The following is a 23,140-nucleotide window of genomic DNA, read 5'->3' as shown; positions in this document are numbered from 1 at the left end:
TTAATTCTCACTTAAAAAACTAAATCAAATATAATAATTAAACATGTTGTGTGGATATAGTATTTTATAATGACAGTTTTAATCTAGCAAACAAAAATCTACCAGAATATCCAAATTGGGAGGTTCTTCTAGAAAAAACAAATTGATCTCCTGATGAGCCGCCTTCTCTATTTTCGTCAGGATACACATCAAGCAAATTATTTGCTCCTATGGTTATTGCAAAATTGTCATTAAAATTTTTAGTGACTGAGAGGTCAGTAACAATTTTTCCGCTATAAATGGCATCAGGACTTACCTCAGTACCAGCTACTCTAGGGTCACCGTTAAAATCATCAGGATCTGTTACTTCACCAAAATATACGTTTCGCAATAAAAAATCCCATGAATTCATTGATAATAAATGTGATAAATTAAGTTTTGTTCTAGGCTGGGCTAAAGTCAAAAAGGCTTCTTCTTGACCATCAAAAAATGAACCACTCAACCCTGCATTTTCAATAAGTTGTGGAACAAAGACTCTATCTACTGTAGTTTCCGTGAAAGTCGCTGCTAAATTGTTTTTTAAAGTTGTGTTTTCTCCAAAGTTTTTTTTGTGAATTAAGACAATATCGAGACCTTTAGATTTCGTATCTATTGCGTTTACAAAAAATCGAGCGCTTGTTGCTCCTGCAGCTTCAAATATTGCTGTTAACTCAGGATTTCCACCATTTCCGAAGCTTCCACTATATACAATTCTATCATCTATATTAATTAAGTATCCATCAATTGTTGCAGTGAAATCTCCAAATTTGGCAGTGAATCCCATGCTTAAGCTACTAGATGTTTCTTCTTTTAATTTATCGATTCCAATTAAAGACGCAGCTCTACTATCGTTTGTGAATGTACCTTGCTCAAAAGGAACATTGTCTACAAAAACCGTACTAGTTCTGCTAAAAAATTGTTGGTGTAAAGATGGAGCTCTGAATCCAGTACTGTTGGCAGCTCTGATTGAAAATTTATCTGATAACTTATACCTCGTAGCCAATTTATAATTAAATGTACTTCCAAAATCTGAATAATCTTCATATCGTCCCGCAAGACTTACTAGCCATTTTTCAGATACATCTGCTTCAATATCTGCATAAAAAGAAAGGTTGTTTCTATATTTGGAGATTGCATTTCCAGGATCAAAGCCTCTATAAACTTGAGCGCCTCCTCCTAATGCTGCTCCTGTAAAGTTATTGGTAACTAAAAGATCGTCAGGCGTTGCGCTATTAACTGGATTTCCGTTTATATCATAGCTAGTGTAAGATGCTTCCTCTCCAGCTATAATACCATATCTTTCTACTTTAAATTCTGCACCTAAAGCAATATTAAGTCCATTAAAAATACTTTCGTTAAATTTACTAACATCAAGGTTTGTTGTGTTTTGCATAAAATCAAAACCACCAGCATCAAAGCTTCGAGGTGTAGAAACACCCAAAGTTCCATTACTAGAATTGCCTACAGTGATCCCAAAGGTGTTTCTTCCGTATGTATTTGAAAAATCGATATTCCAACCACTATCACTTTTACTTTTTATACCTACTGAAGCTGATTTGTCTAAAATATCAGAACCTATATTCGGTAAAAAACCATTTGGAAATGCAGGTGTGTTAGCTCTACCATCTCCTTGCGCTGGACGTCTATAAAAGCCAGAAGCTAACCCTTTTCTATAGCTAATACCTCCAAAAGCATAAATTTCAGTTTCTTCAGATAATGGAATAGATAGATTGGAAAAGAATTTTCCTTCTCTTAATTTTGACGTTCCAACTTTAAATCTAAAATCTTTTCTTGTTAAGCCTCTTGCTGCCAATTCTTGCTCATCTGCATCAAAGTTCAATAAATCTCTTAATGTATCTATATCTGCTTGTTGAGTCACATCTAAAGCAGCTATTTGTGCGGCTACTGTTGGATCAAGGTAATTAATACCAGCTGCAGCATTTTGATAATCTGCGAGTGTCATATTTGCAACGACACCTCCATTTGCAGCAAAAACTCTTTCGGCGCCATGAAAACCTCTAAAAATATCGCCAGCATAATCTTTATTTCTCAGCGCAGGTTCTCGGGTAGATAAGGTTCCTGAAAAACTTAGATAACCACCATTTTCTCCAATAGGTATTCCATAATAGGCGTCTAATTGAAATTTTTCTCCATCTGATCCGCCTTCAAATTGATTGCTATTTTTACTGAAATTAGCTCCAGCTGTCAGATTCAAATCTAATTCACCTGTACTTTTTTTAAGAACTATATTTATAACTCCAGCTATTGCGTCTGATCCATATTGAGCTGCGGCCCCATCTCTTAGTACTTCTATACGTTGTATGGCTGCTGTAGGAATAGAATTCATATCTGTACCTACGCTTCCAGCCCCAACAGTACCATTTACATTTATTAATGAGGTAGTGTGCCTTCTTTTTCCATTGATAAGCACTAACACTTGATCAGGACCTAAACCTCTTAATGATGCAGGATCGATATGGTCTGTGCCATCAGATACAGTTTGAGATTGAGAAGTAAATGAAGGGGCAACATAGTTGAGTATTTCGTTTATTGATAGTTGAGCGCCTATGGATGTAATTCCTGCCATATCAATAACATCGACTGCTACAGGAGTATCTACTGCTGTACGACTTGGGTTTCTTGAACCAACAATAAGAACATTGTCTAATTGTGCTGCATCTTCTTTTAGAATAACTTCTGCAAATGTTTTACCTTCAAAATCTATTTCTTGGGGAGCATATCCTAAAAGGGAAATTACAACGATGGTGTTGTCGTCAGGTATATTTAATGTAAAATTACCATCAAAATCAGTGAGCGTACCAATAGTAGTTCCTTTTACAACAACATTTACCGTGGGCAAAGGATTCCCTTGTTCATCTTTTACAATTCCTTTTATTTCTTTATTTAATTTAATTTTCGATTCTACTTGTACTTTTCGTTGCGTTAAAACGATTTGATTATCATTAATTTTATAATCAAAATTAGAAATTGCAGCGAGTTTTTTTAGTACTAAATTTAGTGTTTCATTCTGAACAGAAAGACTCACTTTTTTAGAATCATCTATTTCATTGGTATTATAAAAGAACTTAAATCCAGACTGTGATTTTATTTCTTTTAATACTGTTTTTAGTTTTACATCATTGTATTTGAAGGTTATGTCATTTTGCGATGACATAGAATTCGCAAAAATTTGACACATAAAAACAAAAGTTAAAATAAAGCTTAATTTCATTTTTAAGTTTTTAAATTTCCTATATGATTCCGATTCCTTTGAGAAATAACAAGAGTTCAAAGATTTTTTCATAATTTTGGATGTGTTTTGGTCGTTAATATTTAGGTTAATGATCAATATAAAATAAGGGGAACGCTGCAACGTTTCCCTTTTTTTTATTTTGTAATAATTATTTTATTTCCATGGATTGTGTAATTAAAAGTTGTACTTAGGGATATGGTTTCTAATATGGTTTCTATGGTTTCATTTTCAAATTCACCCGTATAAATTTCATTGTTTAATTTATGTACTTTATTCGTGATACTTATATCGTATTTACGTTCTAATTTTTTTAAGATTTCATGAAACTTTAAATTGTTTATGATCAGTTTATTATTAATCCAACTTGTGTAAATTTCGGTATTGACTTCTACCTTAGATAAATGGCGGTCAACTTTACTGTATTTGGCTTGAAAATTAGGGCGTAATTGCATTTTTGTTTCTTGTGATGTATTTGAAAATACGTTTACACTACCTTCCACTAACGTTGTAGAAACAGCCGCTTCATTAGCATAAGAAGACACATTGAATTGTGTTCCTAAAACCTCTACATTAATATCTTTAGTGTGTACGATAAAAGACTTATCCTTATTTTTTGTTACATCAAAATATGCTTCACCATCTAAGTAAACAGTTCTATTGTTTGTTTGCTGAGTGAAGTTTTGAGGGAATTTAAAACGAGTTCCAGCATTTAGCCACACAGTTGTTCCATCAGACAATTCCAATTTGAATATTTTACCATTTGGAATATAAATTTCGTTATAAACAAGTTCTTTAGTTTTCAAATCATTTTTAAAACGTAGACCTTTATCACTATTATTTGCAATTATGTTTCCACTAGCATCTTTAAGGTCTTCATCTGAATTGGAAGTAATTACCCTTTTAGAACCATCAGCAAGTTTTATAGTAATATAAGTACCAGAATTATTATCTGTAGAAACATCGGTATTGGTTTTTACAATGGTTTCCAAATTAGCAGTGCTAGAGTTATCAAATAAAAAGTAACCTAGACTTATCAAAATAATTAAAACCGCAGCGTATTTATAAAATGTAGATAGTTTAAATACTTTACTGTCTTTGGTAGTTATTGAACTTTTGAATTTTTTGAAAGCTGCATCTGTATCAAATGCATTATGGATATTCTTTTGATATTCTTTATAAGTATCTGAAAATATTTTTAAGTTTTCGTCATTACTTAAAACCCACTCTTCCAACTTTCTTTTTTCGGTAGAAGAAATATTATTTTCTGCAAGTTTTTTAATTAAAGCTTTATAATTTGTCATTTACTATTTTTTATAAACGCTTGATAGAGTGGTTTTGTTTATAAGATGTATTTTTAACAAAAAACCCCTACTTATATTTATATTTTTTATTAATTTGTTAAAGTTTTCTCATAAAAATGACAGATTTTGAGCTACTTAATGAATTGAAAGAAGGCAAGGAAAATGCTTTTAAAATTTTATTTTCTGAATATTATCAATGGTTGTGCAATTATGTTTTTAAACTAAGTGGCGATTATCAATTATCGGAAGATTTAGTTCAAGATGTAATTTCTAAACTATGGGAAAATCGTAAAAGGATAGAAGTTACTACATCGATTAAAAATTATCTTTTTAAAGCTTGTCATAATCAGTTTTTGCAACATGTTAGAAAAGAAAAAACAAAATCAGATTTTTTAGATTCGTTAAGATGGAATGTGCTATATGAAACGTATAGTACTGAAAACGATGAAGCTTATCAAACAAAATTAAATCACCTGAATACACTTATTAATCAATTGCCTCCAAGGTGTAAAGAAGTTTTTATCAAAGCTAAATTTGAAAGAAAAAAATATAAAGAGATAGCGGACGATTTAAATATTTCTATAAAAACAGTGGAAGCTCAAATGTCTAAAGCGCTGAGCTTCTTAAAAGAAAAAAATAATTTGCGCAACTCTAACTCTGGTATTTAATATAGTACACTTTTTATTGCGACTCTTCAAAATTTAAAGATTATTCTTCTGTATTTGCTTGCGATTCATTATACACACGTAAAGCTCTATTTGAATTGTTTCGCCTATGCCCAAAGGAAGTTTGTACTTGCGAATTAGATCTAGGTAGTTTTGATCCTCCAGATAAAATTGATCCTGGAATTTCAAAATTATAAATAACCTCATCACTTGCATCATTTACTGAAACATCATTGGCAGTAATTACATTATAGACAGAAGTATATGAGCCCATTAATTCCGTAACCAAATAATCAACCTGTGCTTCCATATTGAATATTATATTTTCTCCATCTTCACGGCCTCTAAAACGATGTTCAAATAAACCTTCTCGTCTATTTGCACTGGTCCATTGTGCCAAACCAATTCCAGGTTTTCTAGGTCCAGTTTGTCCACTAAAACTTCTATTCATAATTTGGGTTGGTGTAAAATCTCTAGTGGATCCAGAAAAATTCTTCGCTCGCATTGGCGTTGCTATATTACTACCTTCAATTCTATTTGGTAAAACACCTGATTCACTATATAAGTTTCCAACCAAACCAGCGGCTCCATTTACAGGAAAGTTATAGTTGTCAATCAGAAGTCGCATCACATATACCATACGATCATTTACCGTTGTAGCTTCCCAAGTTGTGAGTCGCTCTGGTTGTACAGCACTAACTAAGCCTAACATATGTTGTGAACGCTGCAGTTTGGATTGTTGATCCGCACTCAGACTAGCAGGAGCAGTAGCTAATAATGAAGTTATTCTAGCCAAAATTCTGGCTCCAGCTTCTTGACCTTGTAAAAGTGAAATATCTCTATTAACTGAGTGTTGCATGAAATCTAATGCTAAATCAAAAGCACCGTTACCAACAGCATTGAAAATTTCTAAAATAAGTTGCTCGTTTGCTACTGCATTTCGAGTTGCTTTTACCATTAATCCAATTCCTCTAGAAAGGGCACTCGTATTTGTAGCTAAAAAGTCTTGTGCTTGTTGTTGTAAATCTGCAGGTGTCGTATTCGTAATAAGTTGAGGCAATTCATCTAGTAAATGATTCCAAGAAGTATCAAATATTCCTGCCAGGTTTCTAATAATTAGCGGATGCAAAATACCTTCATTTGTTGTTGTGTCAACTCGTATTGGTAACGGAAAACGCATGCCAATTTTCCAGTTAGTCATTGCAGGCGGAACTGCTGCTGGCGGTATGGCTAATCTGTATCGATTGAATACTAACAATCCTTTCGCCAATTCATCAGCGGTTAATGGAGTTGTAATATTTGGCGTTGTTGAACCTTCTGGAGTAACTGGTGTTGCTGTATTCCAAAGTGGTAATAATACAGTTCCAATCTGACTTATTTTTGTTGTGGGACCAATGATTAAAAATATATCTTGATTTTGACTAGGTGGACCTACTTTCGTGGATAGCATGGAACTTGTCATTACGATTTGTCCTCCTAAGGTTGGCACTGCATCAATAGTTGCTTGTGTTTGTGTTGTATTCGGAGTACTGGTTGCAGCACTTGGATCTGGATCTCTTTGTACTGTTTGGGTATTATTTTTTTGCTGTACTACATGTGTCAGTTCGTGAGCTAATAATCGTTTTCCACTTGTAGAATTTGGACTATATCGATTGCTGTTAAAATAGATATTATTACCATTTGTAAATGCTTTTGCGCCAATGTTTTTACTCATTTGTATAGCATTGCTATCGGTGTGAATTCGCACATTGTTGAAGTTTCTTCCAAAACCAAATTCCATTTCTTTTTTTACAGATTTTGTCATTGGAAGACCACCACCTTTGGATATGTTTAATGAGGTTGCGAAAGCAGCAGAAGTCGAAGTTGTATTTCTGTTGTTTGTTGATTTTAATTGAACTCGACTTATGGTTGAAGTGTTTCCTGATGTTACTTTTTGTTGAATTTTAGTGCTTGGGGAATTACTTTTCTTTACAATTTTATCTGCCATTGCATCTGCTTCTTTTTCATACTTGTCATTGGGTTGTCCAACACTTAATTTAGCTTGAATAAAAAGAGATTCTTGAGACGTACCTGATCTAGTATTTGCCTTTTTTGGCCTAATGAATGATTGTTGATGTTGTTTCTTTGGCTGAGTTTTTTTAGTAACTGATGAAGCTTTCATTAGAAAATCATTTTAGCAGGTTACACTATCTTATAAAGATACGCTCAAAATCAATCAATATAGTAAGGTTTGCACCTTTTGTGTTTGGGGATAAACCCCTTTTTTACCATGCAATTTTTCGAATAAAAAAAGCCCAACATATATTTATTGAGCTTTTACTTTTAAATAGAAAATTATTTTTTTGATTTTTTCTCTGGTATGAAAAACGGTCTTCTTTCGTGTTGCTTTTGATGTTCTGGAAACATGGCGGCAAAATACTCTGTCCATCCACCCATTCGAACTCTGACTAGTTCAAAGCGTTCTGGCTCTTGGGCTGCCATCTGATAAGTGTCAGGATCTGCTACGGTAATAGTGATGAGGTTTGAACCAACTTTTCCTTTTGAATATTCTGTGATGAATTTCACCATATCCTTTAGAGGGAAATCTTCTTTTACATTCAAATCTACTGGAGAAGCATTTGAAATTTTGTGATAAATCTCTTTACTATCCCAACTATTCATGGCTTTATAAATTTCTCTATACGTACCTGGAATTGGTTGTGTCGAATCTTCGTGCTGTGGGATGGCATCCAAATCTTGCGGAACAGGTGTTGGACTAAAGTCTGATGGATATGGCTGACCATTTCTACGACCATCAGCAGAGGCTCCACTACCGGCTCCATCACCAACATAGCCTTCAAATGTTCCGACACCTGGACATAGGTGTAATTTCCATTTTCTGTTTGGAGTTGAATAGTTTTTCTCTAATTTTCTAAGGTTTCTTTTAATGGACTTGGCGGGTTGTTTAAGGTATCCATTGCCATATCACACATTTTTCTGGATAGCCAAGTTCCTATTTCATCTACTTCGAGATGTCCGTTACCAAACTTAGGCAAGTTCAATGCTATTTGACGCCATTGTTTATATTGCTTAGCAGTGACATCAATTCGTGTTTGTCCTTCTAAAGTACTTTGTGAAGGTTCTTGCATATCATATCCCCAATCGTTTTGTAAACAATCAAGCATTTCTGGTAGCGTACAAACTGCACTTTCTATATCTTACACCATTTTTTTAATCGCATATAGTGAATCTATTGTTGTAGCCAAACCGACAAACATTGGTGCAATGGTATGGTATTTTGCGCCTCCATTCGTTAAATCTCTTCCAGATTCAACACAACCTTCAATCATGGTAGAAAGCATCGGACTTGGACATATTTTCCATAGGTTTCCATAATTTTCTAATGTGCCATTAAAGAATTGGACCGTAAACTACTCAAGATGTTGTAAGAAAATAGATTTGAATTCTTTAAATGTTCTAATATCTTTTGCATGCGGAGATCGCCAAGAAGTTTTCCAACCATTCAAATAAATTGGTCCAGCCATGCTATATTTTGCACCTTGATTCATGGTACATTCAAAAGCATCAAAAGGTGTAATATTACTGAAACAGAATTCAGTTTGCCCTGCAATCATAGTCTCATAACAACCATCACAAGCAAAATCTCTAGCATCTTCAATTGGGAATCCTGTAAATTTATTTAAACCTTTAATCATTCTATCTTCTTGGAATAAAATTGGATGTGCTCCGCCACTTAATAAGGCTTTCCCAGCTTCGGTTAAGAGTTCTTTATCCATGCCTTTATAAATTCTTAAAGACAAGCAAGGTGCATTTAGCGGAAGTCTTCTGGAGGCTTTTAATGCCATTAGTGTAATTGGATTTGCGCCAGGTTCTCCTTTTTTGCCTTTGGTTGGTAAATATCCACCAACAGTTACTTGTTGTACCCATTGGTTGATTCCGCCACCTTGAGGGAAATTCCCACCGATATAGGAAACTGCCGTTGTTCCATAGCTTACATGATCGGTTGCGTAATGGCGATTGTGCAATGCTTTTTCACCTAACTTTATCCAGAATGCTTCAATAATTTCTTGTGCTGCTTCTTCAGAAATAGTATCGTTTTCATAGAAGTCAATTAATAATTGATCTAATCGTCCTACAGCCACAGGGTTTCCTGTTAAATGGAAACAAGCATGCATGGTAAAAACGAGCTGTACTGCTTCAATAAAGCTATCCGGTTTTTTAGTCATTAATTTTTTAGCTCTAGCAGCAATTTCTTTTAGGTTTTTACGCTCTTCAGGATTGTGCTTTTTGTCTTTAGCCATTTGTGTAGCCATGTTTGCATAATTGCTCAGCCATCCTTGAACACCTTCTAGTGCCAAACGAGAAGAAGTATAGAATGTGAGTTGCTCTCCTGTTGCGTTTTTCTCATGTGTTGTTACTTCTTTGATCATTCCTCCTAAACCGATAGCCAACATTTTTTTATGGTTTGGCACCACATGTCCCATTGCGGAAGATTCATCCAGCATTAGCGAAAAGGCATATTGTTTTTCATCATCACGTAAATTTGGCATGATTTCTTTCCCGCGTCCTAGCGAAAGTTCAGGCATGATTCCGAATAAAATATCCATCGGATCTATTCGAAATTGATCTGCTTGCCAAGCATACATTTTTGGAGTCTGTGGATAATGCGGATTTGTATTGACCAAGCTTAAACTTTTTTTAATTGCCATTCCTTTTCTAATAGGAATCGGAGCTTGCATTACCCATTTTTCATCAGGCTTAAGGAAGTTTTTTAAATGCGGTACTTCTGGAATATTACGAACTTGATACCAATGACTTCTCCATAAACTAAAAATATTTCCTATGAGGTGTAATATACGTTGTGACGGTGGATCAGGATAACGATCTGTTCCCATTACCGTTAAATAGTCATTTGAATTATAAAACATCCAACCGTTTTTACTTCTTATTTTCCAATGCGGATCTACATGGAAATCACTTTTTTCTAAACCGTGTTGTGAACCTAGTTCCATAACATTTGGCAGATAAAAATAACCGCCTGAAATACCTTGTACATTATTTAATAGATGATCTGGGGCAGAACCATGCCCATCACCAGCCATACTACGCATGATTTTCTCCATGGAGGCAGTTTCGTTAGCGTAGGCTACAAAATAAATTCCTTGTTCTCTGCCAGCTCCTGTAACTGAATGACCAAAAGGAAGTGCCTGTCTAACTAATTTTAAATTTTCACGTTGATTGTTGTAAACTCTCGCACGTTGAATATGACTTCGTTTGTTATCATCAGGAATAATAACACCTTCCGAATTACGACTAATAACATCTGATTTTTGATCTGTATTTAAGCGTGAGAAGAAATCCCATTTCACATTGAAGCGTTGCGTAAATGCCCAACTACTTCCAGCATACGGAGTATCTTCATCTCGTATAATTGATCCTACTACTTGAGCAGGATCGAAAGGACTTGTAATACCATCATAAAAATGATGATCTAATACTTTTCTGTCCTTGCGCATTTTTCCATGCGTTTCAGAAAGGTTTTTAATAAATGGTTCTAAGAATTCGAGTGTTATTATTTTGAGCCGTTCACAATTTTTGAAATCCTCATATTTTAAATACAAAAATAAATCGCCTTGTGTATCTCTGAAGTAATCGGATTCTTTTAGAATGGTATTTCATTTTGGTCCTCCGGGAGGTGTTTTTCCAGTCCATTTTCTCCAAATTCTAGCTGAAAATCCAGCAACAATTCTAGATACTACTTCCATTTCTTCTGCGATTCTTGTTAATTCGCGAATGGCAAATAAAACTTCTTCTCTGGCATTTTTACCAGCTCTATTAAACTCAATAGTTAAGAATATTCCATTGGATGGCATACACATTAAACCTGGTTGTGCAAGATGATATATTTGTGAGATTCGATCATCTAAAACGGGTGTTTTTTTTGGGTTTTTCATTTGGTTGGTTATAAGTTACTTTTGAATAAATTATATTTTTTTGCTTTACAGTAGATAAGAAAAATCTAACTGCTAATTTCTTTATTAGTCAATAAAGCTTAAAAGACACACATTGTTTATCTAAGATCATTTACAATATCTATAAACGCCTTTCTAGTATTAATCAATTTGGAAGTTTTTATTTAAAAAGCCCAGCACAAATATTGCTGAGCTTTTCAAATGAATTTTCTATCGAATGGATTTCTTATTAGCCTTGATGAATGTAAGCATTGGCTTCTTCATCAGAATGGAACTCAGGAGTTGTGTTTTGTGTTCCAGTATCTCTGTTGATTTTATCAGTAATTGCATCTGCTTGTGCTCTTACAATTTGCGATGCGTGATTAGGGATTTTTACAGAAGCATCTGCCACTGGTGGTTCAATTCCTTCAAGCGGATTATCTTTTCGTGGTTTTTCTCTTGTAAGAACATCTAGGACGTCTGAAGCTGCTTTGTCTCGTTCAGTTAAGTGTGGCAAGTCAAATAAATTTTCTATCGTTTTTAATAGTGACGTATGATCTAGCGGTACATCGCCTTTAGTTCTGTAAACCGTTCCAGCTTCAATCCAAGGAGAAATTAATACGCATGGAACACGTACACCAAAGCGATCAAATTTGAATCCGTTTTTGTTCTGTGTTGATGGACTTGGCGGCGTTGCTCCATAAGGTGGCGTGATATGATCATAGCAACCTCCATGTTCATCATAATTAATCACTAAAAGTGTGTCTTCCCAATATTTTGATTCTCGTACAGTATTGTATATGTCTAACATATATTTTTCACCAGCAGCGACATCATAGTTTGGATGTTGGCTATTTCCATAGCTTCCCCAAGAAGGTTCTAAAAATACATAATCAGGAAGTTTTGCTCCATTCTCTCCTTTTAAAACCAATTTAAAATCGTCATAACTTCCACAAAAACAATTTGGAGGCGTAGGATTATCAGCAACATCTTGACAAAAGCTATACGTGTAAGGTTTTTGTAGTTTATCAGCAAAAATTCCCCAACTGTGCTTGTGATCAGAAAGGTTTTTAAAGATACTTTTCGCACTATATGACTTTATTTCATCATACAAATGACCTTCTGAAGTAGCCATGTGCATAAATGCTCTATTTGGGAGTGTTTCTGAAGGAACCGAACAGTAATAGTGATCGCACACCGCAAAGCCTTTTGCCAAACCTGATAAAATAGGTAAAGTATCTGGCGTATACATACCCATAATGTCATTAGGTTCCGTTCCAGGAAATTTACTTACGATTTCAATACCAGATGTTGGTGGTTCGTGATGTTGATACCAGTTTTTGTAGCTATCATTTTTATAATCTTTGGAATGATCATAGTTTTTGTCATATACTTTTTTGGGAGCAGTACTTTTAGAATCTGTTGTGCTACTTGTAGTTTTCTTTGAAGGATGATATGGTGGATCACCAAAGTATTTATTGCCTATTTTATTTTCAAAATCACGTACAAAACCTTGATTTGGAGCAATTCCAGGCTGATAAGGAGGATTTAAGCTACCGAATAACTGAAAATTGGTATTCATATAACCTTCTCCTGGATCCATTTTTGGCATATAGTACGCGTACTTATCATTTTTATCAATAGCAAAAACTTTATGCGCATTTCCTTCATTGTCAGGATTGGTCTCGTTTCCTGTCAATCCTGAATAGTAATGTCCAAGTGGAGAAACATTAATTTTCTTCTTGTCTGTATTTTTATTTTTATAACTATCGTTGTATAAAAAACCTAACATGTGATCAAAGGAGCGATTTTCAAACATCACCACAATCACATGTTTAATTTTCTTTTTTTGGGAATCTTTTTCCTGTTTGGAGGTTTGCATAGTTTGTAGTTTTGAAGGGTTTAGTACCTTAATTTATGAGATAATGCTGTGGAATCCAAACAGAAACATGAAAACAAGTAATTTCCTGTAGGAATGTTATTTAAATTTTTAAAGATTCAAGAATGTAATACAAGAAAAAACCTTTGAATCATTTATTCACTCATGAATAGCTGCCATTTACAACATTTTTTTTTCCATTGATGTATTTTTTATTGAATTACTATGATTTTATTTTTCAAAACCTGCCAGGATAGTTACAATAAATGTTTTTTAATAAAAGAAAAGTCTCAAAAAGTAGCAAGTTTAAAAAACTTTTTGGAGTCATATTATTATAATGTGATTGGAGTTGCTGCAAGTTACCAAGAAGTTTTATTACTATATAATAGATTACCCATATATATTATCATTATAGATATGTATATTGATGGAAAACCAGATGGAATAGCTTTTATTGAAAATCAGGATTTTTATGGACGTGCAAAGTTGACAAAACCTTTTGCTGTGTAATACAAACCTTTTAATGAAATAGAAATACTCTATGCGTTAGAAAATATTTTAGAAAAAATCCAATTACAATCATTAACAGTTGTAAATGAGGATCAGGATTTCATAATCAATAAGAAAAATTTATTCATCAAAAAGAGAAATGTGTTACATAGAGTACTACAAAAAAACATACTGTATGTAGAAGTAGAAAATTGATACTGTAATATTATTACAGAGAAAGAAAAATTTGTCGTACTTATTTCATTGGGCAAAATCAAAGAGTTTTAGATATGACTACATTTATGCAAAATACATTGTAATATATTATCATTAACCTTGCAAAAGAGCAAATTATACCCAAAGACAATTTAGTCATTCTTAGTGGAAATCATAGTGTAACTTTAGGTGTGAAATATAAAAAGATACTTAAGGAATTGACTATTTTAAGATAATACATTCATCAATAATTCAATATTGCTTATTAGAATCCTTAGTGGAGACTTTACAACAAATTAGTGTGTATTCACAACATGAAAACGACACATTAACTTCATATTTTTTAATTACCGTTTATTTCATTTATAGTTTTATATATGAAAATTACCAGGAGTAAAGGTGTGAAAATATACTTTCTGAGTTAAGAATTTAAACTAAAAAATGAACAACAAGCAAACATAATTGAAATATTACCCGGAATTGATAAGCTTTGGAAGATAACTAAAGGAAATCCTAAGATAAAAATTGCAGTATTAGATGGTACAGTTGATCTACAACATCCAGCCTTACGTGAAGCTAATATTAAATTACTAGATACATACATGCACAAAAAAGTGAATTCTACTCATGGCACATTTGTAAGTAGTTTGATTTTTGCAAATCACGATAGCGGAATTTTGGGAATTGCTCCAAATTGCTCATGATTGGTAAAAAGTATTTATCAAGAAGATGAAAACGCAAATTTACTAAGTAGTTCACAATCCGATATCGAACAAGGAATTCGCAGTGCGTTAGCACAAAATGCAGATATAATTAACATAAGTGGAGGAGAAAGGCTACACAGTAAAAATCTAATTATTGCCTCTTTAGCGAGTGTTTTGGAAGAATGCGAAAAGAAAGGAGTATTGGTGATTGCTGCTACAGGAAATGAAGGAGAAGATGGTATACATGTGCCTGCAAATTATCCAACGGTTTTAGCTGTAGGTTCTATAAAACAAGATGGGAAAGCTTCTAACTTTAGCAATTGGAGTACACTCACTGCGGAACAAGGATTGGTTGCACCTGGCGAAGATATTGTAGGATCAACAACTGGTACTAACAACCAGAAAGCTATTGCAAATGGAACGAGCTTTTCAACAGCTTTGGTAAGTGGAATTGCTGGACTTTTGGCAAGCATACAAATACAGTTAGAAAGAAAAAAGACCTCTTAGCAATTCGATAAATCTTATTGGAAAGTGTGACGCCTTGTACGATTAATGAAAATATTAATTGTGATCCAATTATGGTAGGACGCTTACATATAGCCTATGCTGTTGATAAAATATTGAAAGCACCTTGGGTCAGTCCTGCTGTACGCCCAAAAAATAATACATCAATCAATCCTTATAATTTTTTAACTCTAAATAATACAAACATGGAAAACGAAACAGAAGTAACGTCTTTAGGGACAATGAATGAACAACCGCCTGATGCAGTAATGCTACAAGAAATATCAGCTCCAATGGAAGAAGTAACACCAGCAGCGGCACCTTTGGCTGTATCAACAGTAACTCCTTCTGAAGTTAGAGAATCATCTTGTGAATGGTCCTCTAATGTAACTCCTTCTAATGCAGAGACAACTTTTAACCCTGCAATTAATCCTGGAGGTTACCCTACTTTTAGAAATACTCAATTAATCGATGCTATTGGACAACCATCGTATGATTTTGGTACACGAAATAACTTAGACACATTTACTGCCTTAATGAAAACATGGTATGAAAATCTTCCAAAGGTTACAAATTCAAATGGAAGCGAAGAACCTGGCGCATTGGCTAAAGAGTTAACAGATTCTACACATGATCATAAGTCTATGGCAGCATTTTTATTGTATACGGATGCTTTAGGAAATCGAGAGAACATCTTAATGACAAGCCAGTTAATTTGGTTGTTAAACGTCAATGCTACTCCTATGTATGCCATAAGTCCTCAATTAGTAACTTTTAGTGATCCAATTTATTTAACAATGGCTACTTTTTTGCGCGACAATGTAGGAATTGACTGTAACATTTATGTGAACTATACAAGAAAGTTTAGTGCTGGAACTGTGAAGCCAGGAACTGCGTTGCCAAAAGGTCTTTTTGTAGACAATAAAGGTAAAGATGATGTAATGTGAATGGTATTACCAGTTTATATTTCAGGTAAATCAAAATTAATTAATCAAAACTATGTAGAATCAGTCACACCTGTTGCTTATGGGTTAAAGGATTGGACCTTGAAAGCATTATTGAAATCAATGGGAATTAAAGAACCTAAACTAAAAGAACAGCTGATTTCTATTTTAAATCGATTGTATGTAACCACATTAAACAGAGGGAAATCGCCAGACTATAAGCTTTCGTCAAGTAGCAAAAACGTAGATCAATATAAGTCTATTGGAGGACAATCAACTTCTGCAATTCAAACCTTAACGTTAACAGCAAGATCACAATCTGCTACACTTGCGTTGGTAATTGTTGGAGCAAACAAACCAGTTCCTGTATTTTTAAATACGAAGAAAGACGACTTACCTCCAATTTGACAGACATTAGATAATGCTGTTTTTGAAGCAGGAAACACATACCAAGAATCAAAAAACTTTTTTGGGCAAACTATCTACATCGTAAACTTATCTTTAACAGAAGATGCTACTTTTGATACAAGACTTCAATAGTAAAATCAAGGTAAAATACCATCCAATAAAAATTGGATGGTATTGTTTTTAAGTATATGTGTTTTAGGCTCTTTTAAAATCTTATTAGAACAACAACAACTATCAAATAAATCAGGTTACAAAGTTGGCATATCAAGACTATGGGAAGATGTACCTAAACGTGTCTGTTCCTGTTATATGGTCATTTAAAGCAAGTAACAATTACAAACAAGAACTATCTATATTTTCTTCTACTTGGGATACTTTGCTAGTAGCACAATCCGGAACTTCAATTCTCTACTCGTTTTGGAGAGATACATCTTTTGGATTTCAACAGGTGATAAATTTAAATGAAGAAAGAAATAAACCTTTAGAAATAGGTTTATTTTCTCCACAAAAAAAGGCAGATACAACTATAGTTACATCAGGAACAGTTCATTTACAACAATACCAATCGTTTGATTATTTTGTGAAAGAGTACGCCACGGTTCGTTTGACGAGTAAGAGTGACCAAAGTGAACTTTTATATTGCATGTTTGGTTTACACTCTGTAGTTGCAGTAGCGCTAAATACTTCCAAAGAAGTCATTCCGCCTTCATACGAAGGCATCAAAAACATTGAGATTGTAAACAGTAATCAATATGAAATTAGAAATAAATGGGGAGCAATTAAAATATTTGTTGTGTACCTTCACATTGTAGATGGAAGCAGTGTAAAAGTTGCCTTTTCCAGGATAATGTAGTGTAGGCAACACTACTTAAGGACTTTGCTCAAAATTTTAACCCACAAACTCCATGAAGTAGTTTTTTTAGTATTTATACATTGATTTTCTACTTTGTCAAAGGCATCTTCTAACAAAGCATCATGTAACCATCGAATCGCAAAAATCCACAAAAAAGTTCCAAATCCTTGTGTCTTCATAGAAATTGTATGTTTTATTACACTTGTATTTTCGTCTATCTCGGTAATCTGAAAAGTATGCGTTCCTACAAAGCCTTTTGGTTTTAAAAACTCAAACATTGCATAACCGTCAGCATCATATTCAAGCACTTTATAGCGCACAGGACCGTGTCCACCTTCAGCACCTATGATAAGTCCGTTTTTAAAACGCATGGAAGGCCATTTTTCTTTTGGCCAAATACGATCTTCTTTTTTAGAAAGTGTTGCAAACAAAGGAAGAAGTGTTGCTTTGGAAACTTCAATTTTTCGAATATGAATATTGAGTACGTTCATTTATGCGGGAGTTTTTTGAAGTTGAAATAATTTCTCTAACTGTATTCTATTCAATTTTTGAGGAAAAATTTGAAGCAAACCATTTCTTAAAAACGTTGCTACAGGATGTTTCCAATGTGATATTTTACCAATATGCCAACTCTGTTTCACTACTTTGTGAGCAGTAGCTTTACGTTGTTTTTGGTACTTACGAAAAGCTTCTTCTGTAGTATCACACTCTTTCAAACAATTTGCAATGACTAAGGCGTCTTCGATTGCCTGACAAGCACCTTGTCCCATATTTGGAGTTGTAGCATGTGCCGCATCACCAATCAAACAAGCAAATTCATCATGCCAACTAGAAATGGGTTGTAAATCTTCAATGACTGTCTCGTGAATATTTTGCGATGGAGTAGTAGTTATAATTTCTTGTACAATAGAAGCATAACTTGAAAAATACGATGACAAATCTTCTGTAGAAAACTCATCTTTGTGCTGTGTAAATGATTTTACAGCATACCAATACATTTGATTTTCATGAAGCTGAACAAATGCAAAACGATCGCCATTTCCCCAAGCTTCATTCAACTCATTTTGATATGTTTTGGGCAATGTAAAATTCGCAACACCACGCCAACAAACCTGTTTCATAGAACGGAGTTTGCTATTAGGGAAAAGCACGTTTCGAACGTTGGAATAAATACCATCTGCAGCTAATATGATGGAAGACTTTATTTGTTGACCATTTTGAAATTGCAATGTATATCCATCAATTTCTTTAGTTAAGCTATCTAAAGTATGATGTAAATGAATCTCAGTCGTTTTTAAATTTTGGAGTAGTATTTCTTGGAGTTTTCCTCTATGAATAGAAATGCTTTGCAAATTATATGTATGCTTAAAATATTGTAAATCTATCTTCGAGAATGCGTTCAAGTTTTTATCCGTAATATTCATGGAGTATAACGGATTGGCATTTAAAATCAATTGAACATCAATACCTAAATTTTGATACACTTTCATAGCATTGCTAGCTAACATAATGCCAGCTCCCATAGGTTTTATAGTTTTGGCTTGTTCATATATAACTACTTGAAATCCTTTTTGTTCTAAGGCGAGTGCAGTTGTTAAACCTCCAATTCCTGCACCTATAATTGTAATTGTTTTCATAATGCAACATGTAAATAGTACAAGTGTACTAATACAAAAATAGTACATTTGTACTAATTGGAATTATTTTTAATGAAAAAAACCAAAGAAAAAATTTTAGAAACTGCGTTACAACTCTTCAATGCACAGGGAATTTCCAAAGTATCGCTGCGTACCATCGCAAATGATATGAACATTAGTTTAGGAAATTTAACCTATCATTTTAAAAAACGTGACGATATTGTAGTGTCTTTATATCTTGAATTGGTAGCCAAGATGGATGCAATGACACTTCAAAATGTTAGTAAGGACAATCTATTAGAAAGCTTTTTCAAAATCTCTGATCTCATTGCGGAAAATTTTTATGAATATCGTTTTATCATGCTCGATTTTGTGCACATCACTCGAAATTATTCGCAAATACAAACACATTACAGAGAACTCATCAAAATAAGAGAACAGCAATTTAAACTATTAATGTCTGAATTGATAAGACTCGATTTAATACGAGAAGAAATCATAGAAGATGAATATGTTTACTTATTTAAAGAGCTCAAAATTTTAAACGACTTTTGGCTTCCATCACTTTCTTTAGAAAACGATGTTATTACACAAGAAGAAATTTCAAAACATGCTCTATTGCTCAAAACAAAAATATTTCCGTACTTAACAAAAAAAGGGAGAACTGCATTTCAACAAATGAATATAAGCACAAAAAAACATGAGTGAAAGAGAACTAATTCCAGCACATATACTTGATAGAAAAGGACCAAGAAGTTTAAAAGATTTGAATCCTGAAGTAGTTGAATACCTAAACAAAGGTTTGGTAGAAACAAAGAACTTAATGGAATGGTTGGCGACAGATCAATTGGGATTATTAAAAATTACATTGGGATCTCTTGATAAATTAGCTTGGTATGACGATTTTGAAGTAGCGGTTAATGCACAAAAAAGCCAACAGCCAATAGCAACACAAAAGTCATTGGGAAAACTTTAGGTTTATAAACTTCTAATGAAGAAATATATGACAACCTAAAAAGAGGTACTTCAGATTTAGTACGTTGTTGGGCATGTTGGGCACAAAGTACACATCAAGATTCAGTTCCTGACTTATTGGAAGCGATGAAACCGTATGCAGCTGATTCACATTTTGGTCTGCGCGAAGTTGTCATTTTTGCCACAAAAGAACGTATGATTACTGATTTAGACACTTCCCTAGAATTGTTAACGAGATGGACTACCAGTAGTGATGAAAATGTACGTCGATTTGCTGTAGAATCTATGCGATCAATTGGTGCTTGGACAAAAAAACACCAACCTTTCAAGAAAATCCATCAAAAGCATTACCAATACTAAGTTCACTAAAATCAGATACTTCAAAATGTGTGCGTGATGCCGTTGGAAATTGGTTGAATGATGCTAGCAAGTCACAACAAAATTGGGTTTCGTCACTTTGTGCACAATGGCAAAAAGGAATCCGATTCCAAAGAAACGGCATATATCATCAAAAGAGGCATGCGAACTATTTTGAAAAAGTAGAAGCTTTACTTTTCAATATGGCACATATAATAAGAAAAGTTTAAAACTATTTCAAAATACTCAAAACATACTCAACGCTTTTTAATAATTTATAGACATAATGAGTTAAAAAAGCAGGATTTTATTCAGTTATTGTCGGAAGACTTTTTCCTCCAACCACGACTGTCCTAAGATGATTATAATTTACATTAACAAAATGCCCAGGAGTCATCGAATGGTTTATCCTTAATAGGTTTATTGCCTCCTTGAATTGCCTCTAAATTAAAAACAGACTTCTTGTTTAGAATTAAAGATTTAAGCTTTCTTTTTTTCATGATTAAATGATTTTGAAATTAATAATTTATCAAATAAAGAATATTAAATAGTGAAAATAAAAAAAGACAACCCTTGATTATCGAATTGAGGGTATAAAGAAGGTATAAAACAACAGTACTATGAAAAATAAGGAAAAAAAGAAAAGCGACACGAGGTTTTTTTGTAAGTCGCTGTATATCAGTAATTATTAAAATTGGGAGTATTGAAAAACTATACTTTTCAATACTCCAAAACAATACTCCAGTTAAATCTATTTTAGAATAAAAATTATCAGCCACATTCATAAGTTTCGGCAAAATCTCCTAGTGTTTTTGTTCCAAGGTTTGTTGTTTGACAGGTAGTGTAATTAGGATCCTCGGTAAATTTAGGCGGGCATGTGAAAGTGTCTGGCAAACAATTATAAATTACAGTTTCTTGATATCTACCTGGCTCGTTATTTCCACCTAAAATCATGCTCAAATTATTAATTTTAGCGATTTTTATTTTTTTAAACTTTAAATTTTTCATAATGCGAATTATTTGTTTAGTTATCGAAAACAAGATGGGAAATCTTTTTAAATCCTGCTAATTTTTTAATTGATGTTTTATAAAATATCAAATTTGCATGTTACTGATTTTTAACACTTTTAATATAATGTGACGGGAGTATTTTGGTTTGTGCCTTAAAAGCTTTAGAGAACGTTTCTTGACGTTTAAAACCAAATTCTTCAGCAATGGCTTTGATAGTATACGCTCTTAATTTTGGGTCATTCTTTAAGCGAATCAGTGCTGCGTTTATTCGCAATTCGGTAAGGTAAGATTTAAACGATTTTTCTTTATAGGTATTAATCACATTTGATAAATAAGACGTATTGGTTTTTAACTTTTTGGCAACAAAGGCTAAAGTGCAATCTTGTCGTAAATAATATTCTTTTTCCTCAAACGTTTTTAAGCCTTCTAAAATTTCCAATACACTTTCATCTGTAATTATAGATGCAGTAGTCTTTAACGATTGTGGTTCTGTTTTAACTTGCTCTAAGGTATCTATAGTTTGTAAAAGTTCTTGAAAACGTTTTTTAGCCTGCTGTTGTTTTTTCCTATATAAAAAGAAAAATAACAGCAACGATAAAACCAAAATCGCAGAGGTGCTATACCAAAATGTAGCAAGACTTTTTTGTTCTTGTCCATAATCATCCAAAGATGCTATTTTTTTTCTTAAAGGAACAACATCATGTTCTTCATGGATCTTATTATTGATGTCTACATTAATTTTATCATTTTTTTCATCTAATTTGATAGATAATTCTTGATACTCTATACTTTTTTCATTATTGCCTAATGAAGAATAACAAATTGCAAGACCCTGATAAACTTCTTCCATCTCTGGAAAAATAAAATCTTCTTCAGATGTGATTTTTTCTATTTTTTTATAATACTTTATTACACTATCACATTCTTTCAATTCTCGATAATTTTTGCCCAGATATAAATATGATGTTGTTAATGATAGTCGATCACCAGATTCTAAAATGGTGTGAATTAAAGAATTTATATGATTAATACTGGCATTATATTTTCCCTGCAAAAAACTGATAATGAACTTATTAGAAGAGTTGTAAATATATAAATCTTGAAATTTATTAATGGAGTTTTTTTGTAATGCTTGATTAACATATAATTCAGCATTTTTATAATCTTGCATTCTTTGATATGTATCTGTAAGAAGGCTAAGACTTTTAATTTCTAAACGTTCTAAATCACTACTTTTTTGCTGACGAATTAATTCTAAATTTTCAATAAATATTTGTATTGCTTCTTTTAGATCTTTAGTTTGTTTTTTTAGATAGCCCATCTTATGATTTATACTTATAATATCATTAATATTGCCCATACTATTCGCAATATTTTTCGCTGATAAATATTTATCAAAAGCATTTTCATAATCTCCCTTTAGCGAAAAAATATCTCCTTTTAGAGCGATGTTTTTTAAGATTAAAGAGTCACTATTTATTTTTTTTGCTATAGAAAGCGAGTTTTCTACATATTTAAAAGCATTATCATTATCATTTAATGATTGAGCTATAAAAGCTTTTCTATATAAGGCTTCCCCAATTTTTTTATCATCTTTAGTAACTTGAACTTTTGCGTAAAGTTTATCTGCATATATTTTAGCTTTTTTAGGGTTGTTATATCTATACTTCAAATACAACGAATCTAAATCTTCATATGATTTATGCGCTAAAGAATCTGACTGTGCATACAGTATTGAAAAATTACAAAAGAGTATAAAAAATAAAATTCTTTTAAGAATATAAGGAGATAATTGTCTATTAGGCATAAAATAATATTATTGAAATTATCTAAAAATATAATGAGAAGTTCCATTCCATTGAAGAAGAAAATCATCTAAAAATATTAATTAGCATTTAAACAGTTTTGTAAACATACAAAAATGAGGAAACATACATGTAATGTTTTATAAAAACACAATTGATCTTTTATAAAA

Annotated in this window: 20 protein-coding genes and 2 pseudogenes; 10 read left to right on the top strand and 12 right to left on the bottom strand. The window is 32.9% G+C overall.

The window, feature by feature from the left end; translation table 11 throughout:
• Positions 1–64: 64 nt before the first annotated feature.
• Positions 65–3,193: a TonB-dependent receptor gene (locus MK119_RS05745; RefSeq protein ID WP_290671746.1), complete on the bottom strand. Its 3,129-nt coding sequence runs from the start codon at positions 3,191–3,193 to the stop codon at positions 65–67.
• 212 nt (positions 3,194–3,405) lie between these two features.
• On the bottom strand, positions 3,406–4,572 hold the full coding sequence (locus MK119_RS05740) for a FecR family protein (protein WP_290671745.1): 1,167 nt from the start codon (positions 4,570–4,572) through the stop codon (positions 3,406–3,408).
• A gap of 116 nt (positions 4,573–4,688) precedes the next feature.
• Here MK119_RS05740 and MK119_RS05735 point away from each other — a divergent pair, with 116 nt between their 5' ends.
• Positions 4,689–5,240 carry an RNA polymerase sigma-70 factor gene (locus MK119_RS05735; RefSeq protein WP_290671744.1) on the top strand — a complete coding sequence of 184 codons (552 nt, stop codon included), beginning with the start codon at positions 4,689–4,691 and terminating at the stop codon, positions 5,238–5,240.
• 40 nt (positions 5,241–5,280) lie between these two features.
• On the opposite strand, the gene MK119_RS05730 is transcribed toward MK119_RS05735, so the two are convergent.
• The 5 genes and pseudogenes from MK119_RS05730 to MK119_RS05710 all read right to left on the bottom strand — a co-directional run bounded on the left by MK119_RS05730 (position 5,281) and on the right by MK119_RS05710 (position 13,070).
• The gene (locus MK119_RS05730; RefSeq protein WP_290671743.1) at positions 5,281–7,398 is read right to left on the bottom strand and encodes a phage tail tip lysozyme; all 2,118 of its coding nucleotides are present in this window, start codon (positions 7,396–7,398) and stop codon (positions 5,281–5,283) included.
• A 173-nt stretch (positions 7,399–7,571) separates the two neighbouring features.
• On the bottom strand, positions 7,572–7,970 hold the full coding sequence (locus tag MK119_RS05725) for a hypothetical protein (protein ID WP_290671742.1): 399 nt from the start codon (positions 7,968–7,970) through the stop codon (positions 7,572–7,574).
• Between the two features lie 170 nt (positions 7,971–8,140).
• Positions 8,141–10,753, bottom strand: a pseudogene (locus MK119_RS05720) (pyruvate formate lyase family protein).
• A 159-nt stretch (positions 10,754–10,912) separates the two neighbouring features.
• A complete protein-coding gene (locus MK119_RS05715) occupies positions 10,913–11,191 on the bottom strand; it encodes a hypothetical protein (protein ID WP_290671740.1) in 279 nt (92 codons plus the stop codon).
• Between the two features lie 247 nt (positions 11,192–11,438).
• Positions 11,439–13,070: an alkaline phosphatase family protein gene (locus tag MK119_RS05710; RefSeq protein WP_290671738.1), complete on the bottom strand. Its 1,632-nt coding sequence runs from the start codon at positions 13,068–13,070 to the stop codon at positions 11,439–11,441.
• 315 nt (positions 13,071–13,385) lie between these two features.
• Here MK119_RS05710 and MK119_RS05705 point away from each other — a divergent pair, with 315 nt between their 5' ends.
• The 5 genes and pseudogenes from MK119_RS05705 to MK119_RS05685 all read left to right on the top strand — a co-directional run bounded on the left by MK119_RS05705 (position 13,386) and on the right by MK119_RS05685 (position 17,185).
• The gene (locus MK119_RS05705) at positions 13,386–13,577 is read left to right on the top strand and encodes a hypothetical protein (protein WP_290671736.1); all 192 of its coding nucleotides are present in this window, start codon (positions 13,386–13,388) and stop codon (positions 13,575–13,577) included.
• A gap of 653 nt (positions 13,578–14,230) precedes the next feature.
• Positions 14,231–14,983, top strand: a pseudogene (locus MK119_RS05700) (S8 family serine peptidase).
• Positions 14,984–15,009: 26 nt separating this feature from the next.
• Complete coding sequence (locus MK119_RS05695; RefSeq protein WP_290671732.1) at positions 15,010–15,927, top strand: hypothetical protein; 918 nt, start codon at positions 15,010–15,012, stop codon at positions 15,925–15,927.
• Complete coding sequence (locus tag MK119_RS05690; RefSeq protein WP_290671730.1) at positions 15,928–16,332, top strand: hypothetical protein; 405 nt, start codon at positions 15,928–15,930, stop codon at positions 16,330–16,332.
• Between the two features lie 256 nt (positions 16,333–16,588).
• The gene (locus MK119_RS05685; RefSeq protein ID WP_290671728.1) at positions 16,589–17,185 is read left to right on the top strand and encodes a hypothetical protein; all 597 of its coding nucleotides are present in this window, start codon (positions 16,589–16,591) and stop codon (positions 17,183–17,185) included.
• 11 nt (positions 17,186–17,196) lie between these two features.
• On the opposite strand, the gene MK119_RS05680 is transcribed toward MK119_RS05685, so the two are convergent.
• Both MK119_RS05680 and MK119_RS05675 read right to left on the bottom strand, forming a co-directional pair.
• The gene (locus tag MK119_RS05680; protein ID WP_290671726.1) at positions 17,197–17,676 is read right to left on the bottom strand and encodes a hypothetical protein; all 480 of its coding nucleotides are present in this window, start codon (positions 17,674–17,676) and stop codon (positions 17,197–17,199) included.
• Positions 17,677–18,822, bottom strand: coding sequence for an FAD-dependent monooxygenase (locus tag MK119_RS05675; protein ID WP_290671724.1), 1,146 nt, complete (start codon positions 18,820–18,822; stop codon positions 17,677–17,679).
• Positions 18,823–18,894: 72 nt separating this feature from the next.
• On the opposite strand from MK119_RS05675, the gene MK119_RS05670 reads away from it, so the two are divergent.
• The 4 genes from MK119_RS05670 to MK119_RS05655 all read left to right on the top strand — a co-directional run bounded on the left by MK119_RS05670 (position 18,895) and on the right by MK119_RS05655 (position 20,384).
• Complete coding sequence (locus MK119_RS05670) at positions 18,895–19,530, top strand: TetR/AcrR family transcriptional regulator (protein WP_290671722.1); 636 nt, start codon at positions 18,895–18,897, stop codon at positions 19,528–19,530.
• On the top strand, positions 19,523–19,798 hold the full coding sequence (locus MK119_RS05665) for a hypothetical protein (protein WP_290671720.1): 276 nt from the start codon (positions 19,523–19,525) through the stop codon (positions 19,796–19,798). The genes MK119_RS05670 and MK119_RS05665 overlap by 8 nt, the downstream gene beginning before the upstream one ends.
• Before the next feature lie 116 nt (positions 19,799–19,914).
• Complete coding sequence (locus tag MK119_RS05660) at positions 19,915–20,157, top strand: hypothetical protein (protein WP_290671718.1); 243 nt, start codon at positions 19,915–19,917, stop codon at positions 20,155–20,157.
• Positions 20,100–20,384 carry a hypothetical protein gene (locus MK119_RS05655; RefSeq protein WP_290671716.1) on the top strand — a complete coding sequence of 95 codons (285 nt, stop codon included), beginning with the start codon at positions 20,100–20,102 and terminating at the stop codon, positions 20,382–20,384. The genes MK119_RS05660 and MK119_RS05655 overlap by 58 nt, the downstream gene beginning before the upstream one ends.
• A gap of 144 nt (positions 20,385–20,528) precedes the next feature.
• Here the strand turns inward: MK119_RS05655 and MK119_RS05650 are convergent, their stop codons facing one another.
• From MK119_RS05650 to MK119_RS05640, 3 genes are all read right to left on the bottom strand, one after another.
• Positions 20,529–20,654, bottom strand: a complete 126-nt coding sequence (locus MK119_RS05650) for a hypothetical protein (protein ID WP_290671714.1) — start codon at positions 20,652–20,654, stop codon at positions 20,529–20,531.
• A gap of 271 nt (positions 20,655–20,925) precedes the next feature.
• Positions 20,926–21,162 (bottom strand): hypothetical protein, encoded by a 237-nt coding sequence (locus MK119_RS05645; RefSeq protein ID WP_290671712.1) that lies wholly within the window; start codon positions 21,160–21,162, stop codon positions 20,926–20,928.
• A 100-nt stretch (positions 21,163–21,262) separates the two neighbouring features.
• The gene (locus MK119_RS05640; protein ID WP_290671710.1) at positions 21,263–22,972 is read right to left on the bottom strand and encodes a helix-turn-helix domain-containing protein; all 1,710 of its coding nucleotides are present in this window, start codon (positions 22,970–22,972) and stop codon (positions 21,263–21,265) included.
• Between the last annotated feature and the right edge of the window lie 168 nt (positions 22,973–23,140).

This window comes from Kordia sp., assembly GCF_022447245.1.
Taxonomy (GTDB): Bacteria; Bacteroidota; Bacteroidia; order Flavobacteriales; family Flavobacteriaceae; genus Kordia.
Note: the sequence above shows the minus strand (reverse complement) of the source record. Positions and strands in the feature narration are given on the sequence as shown.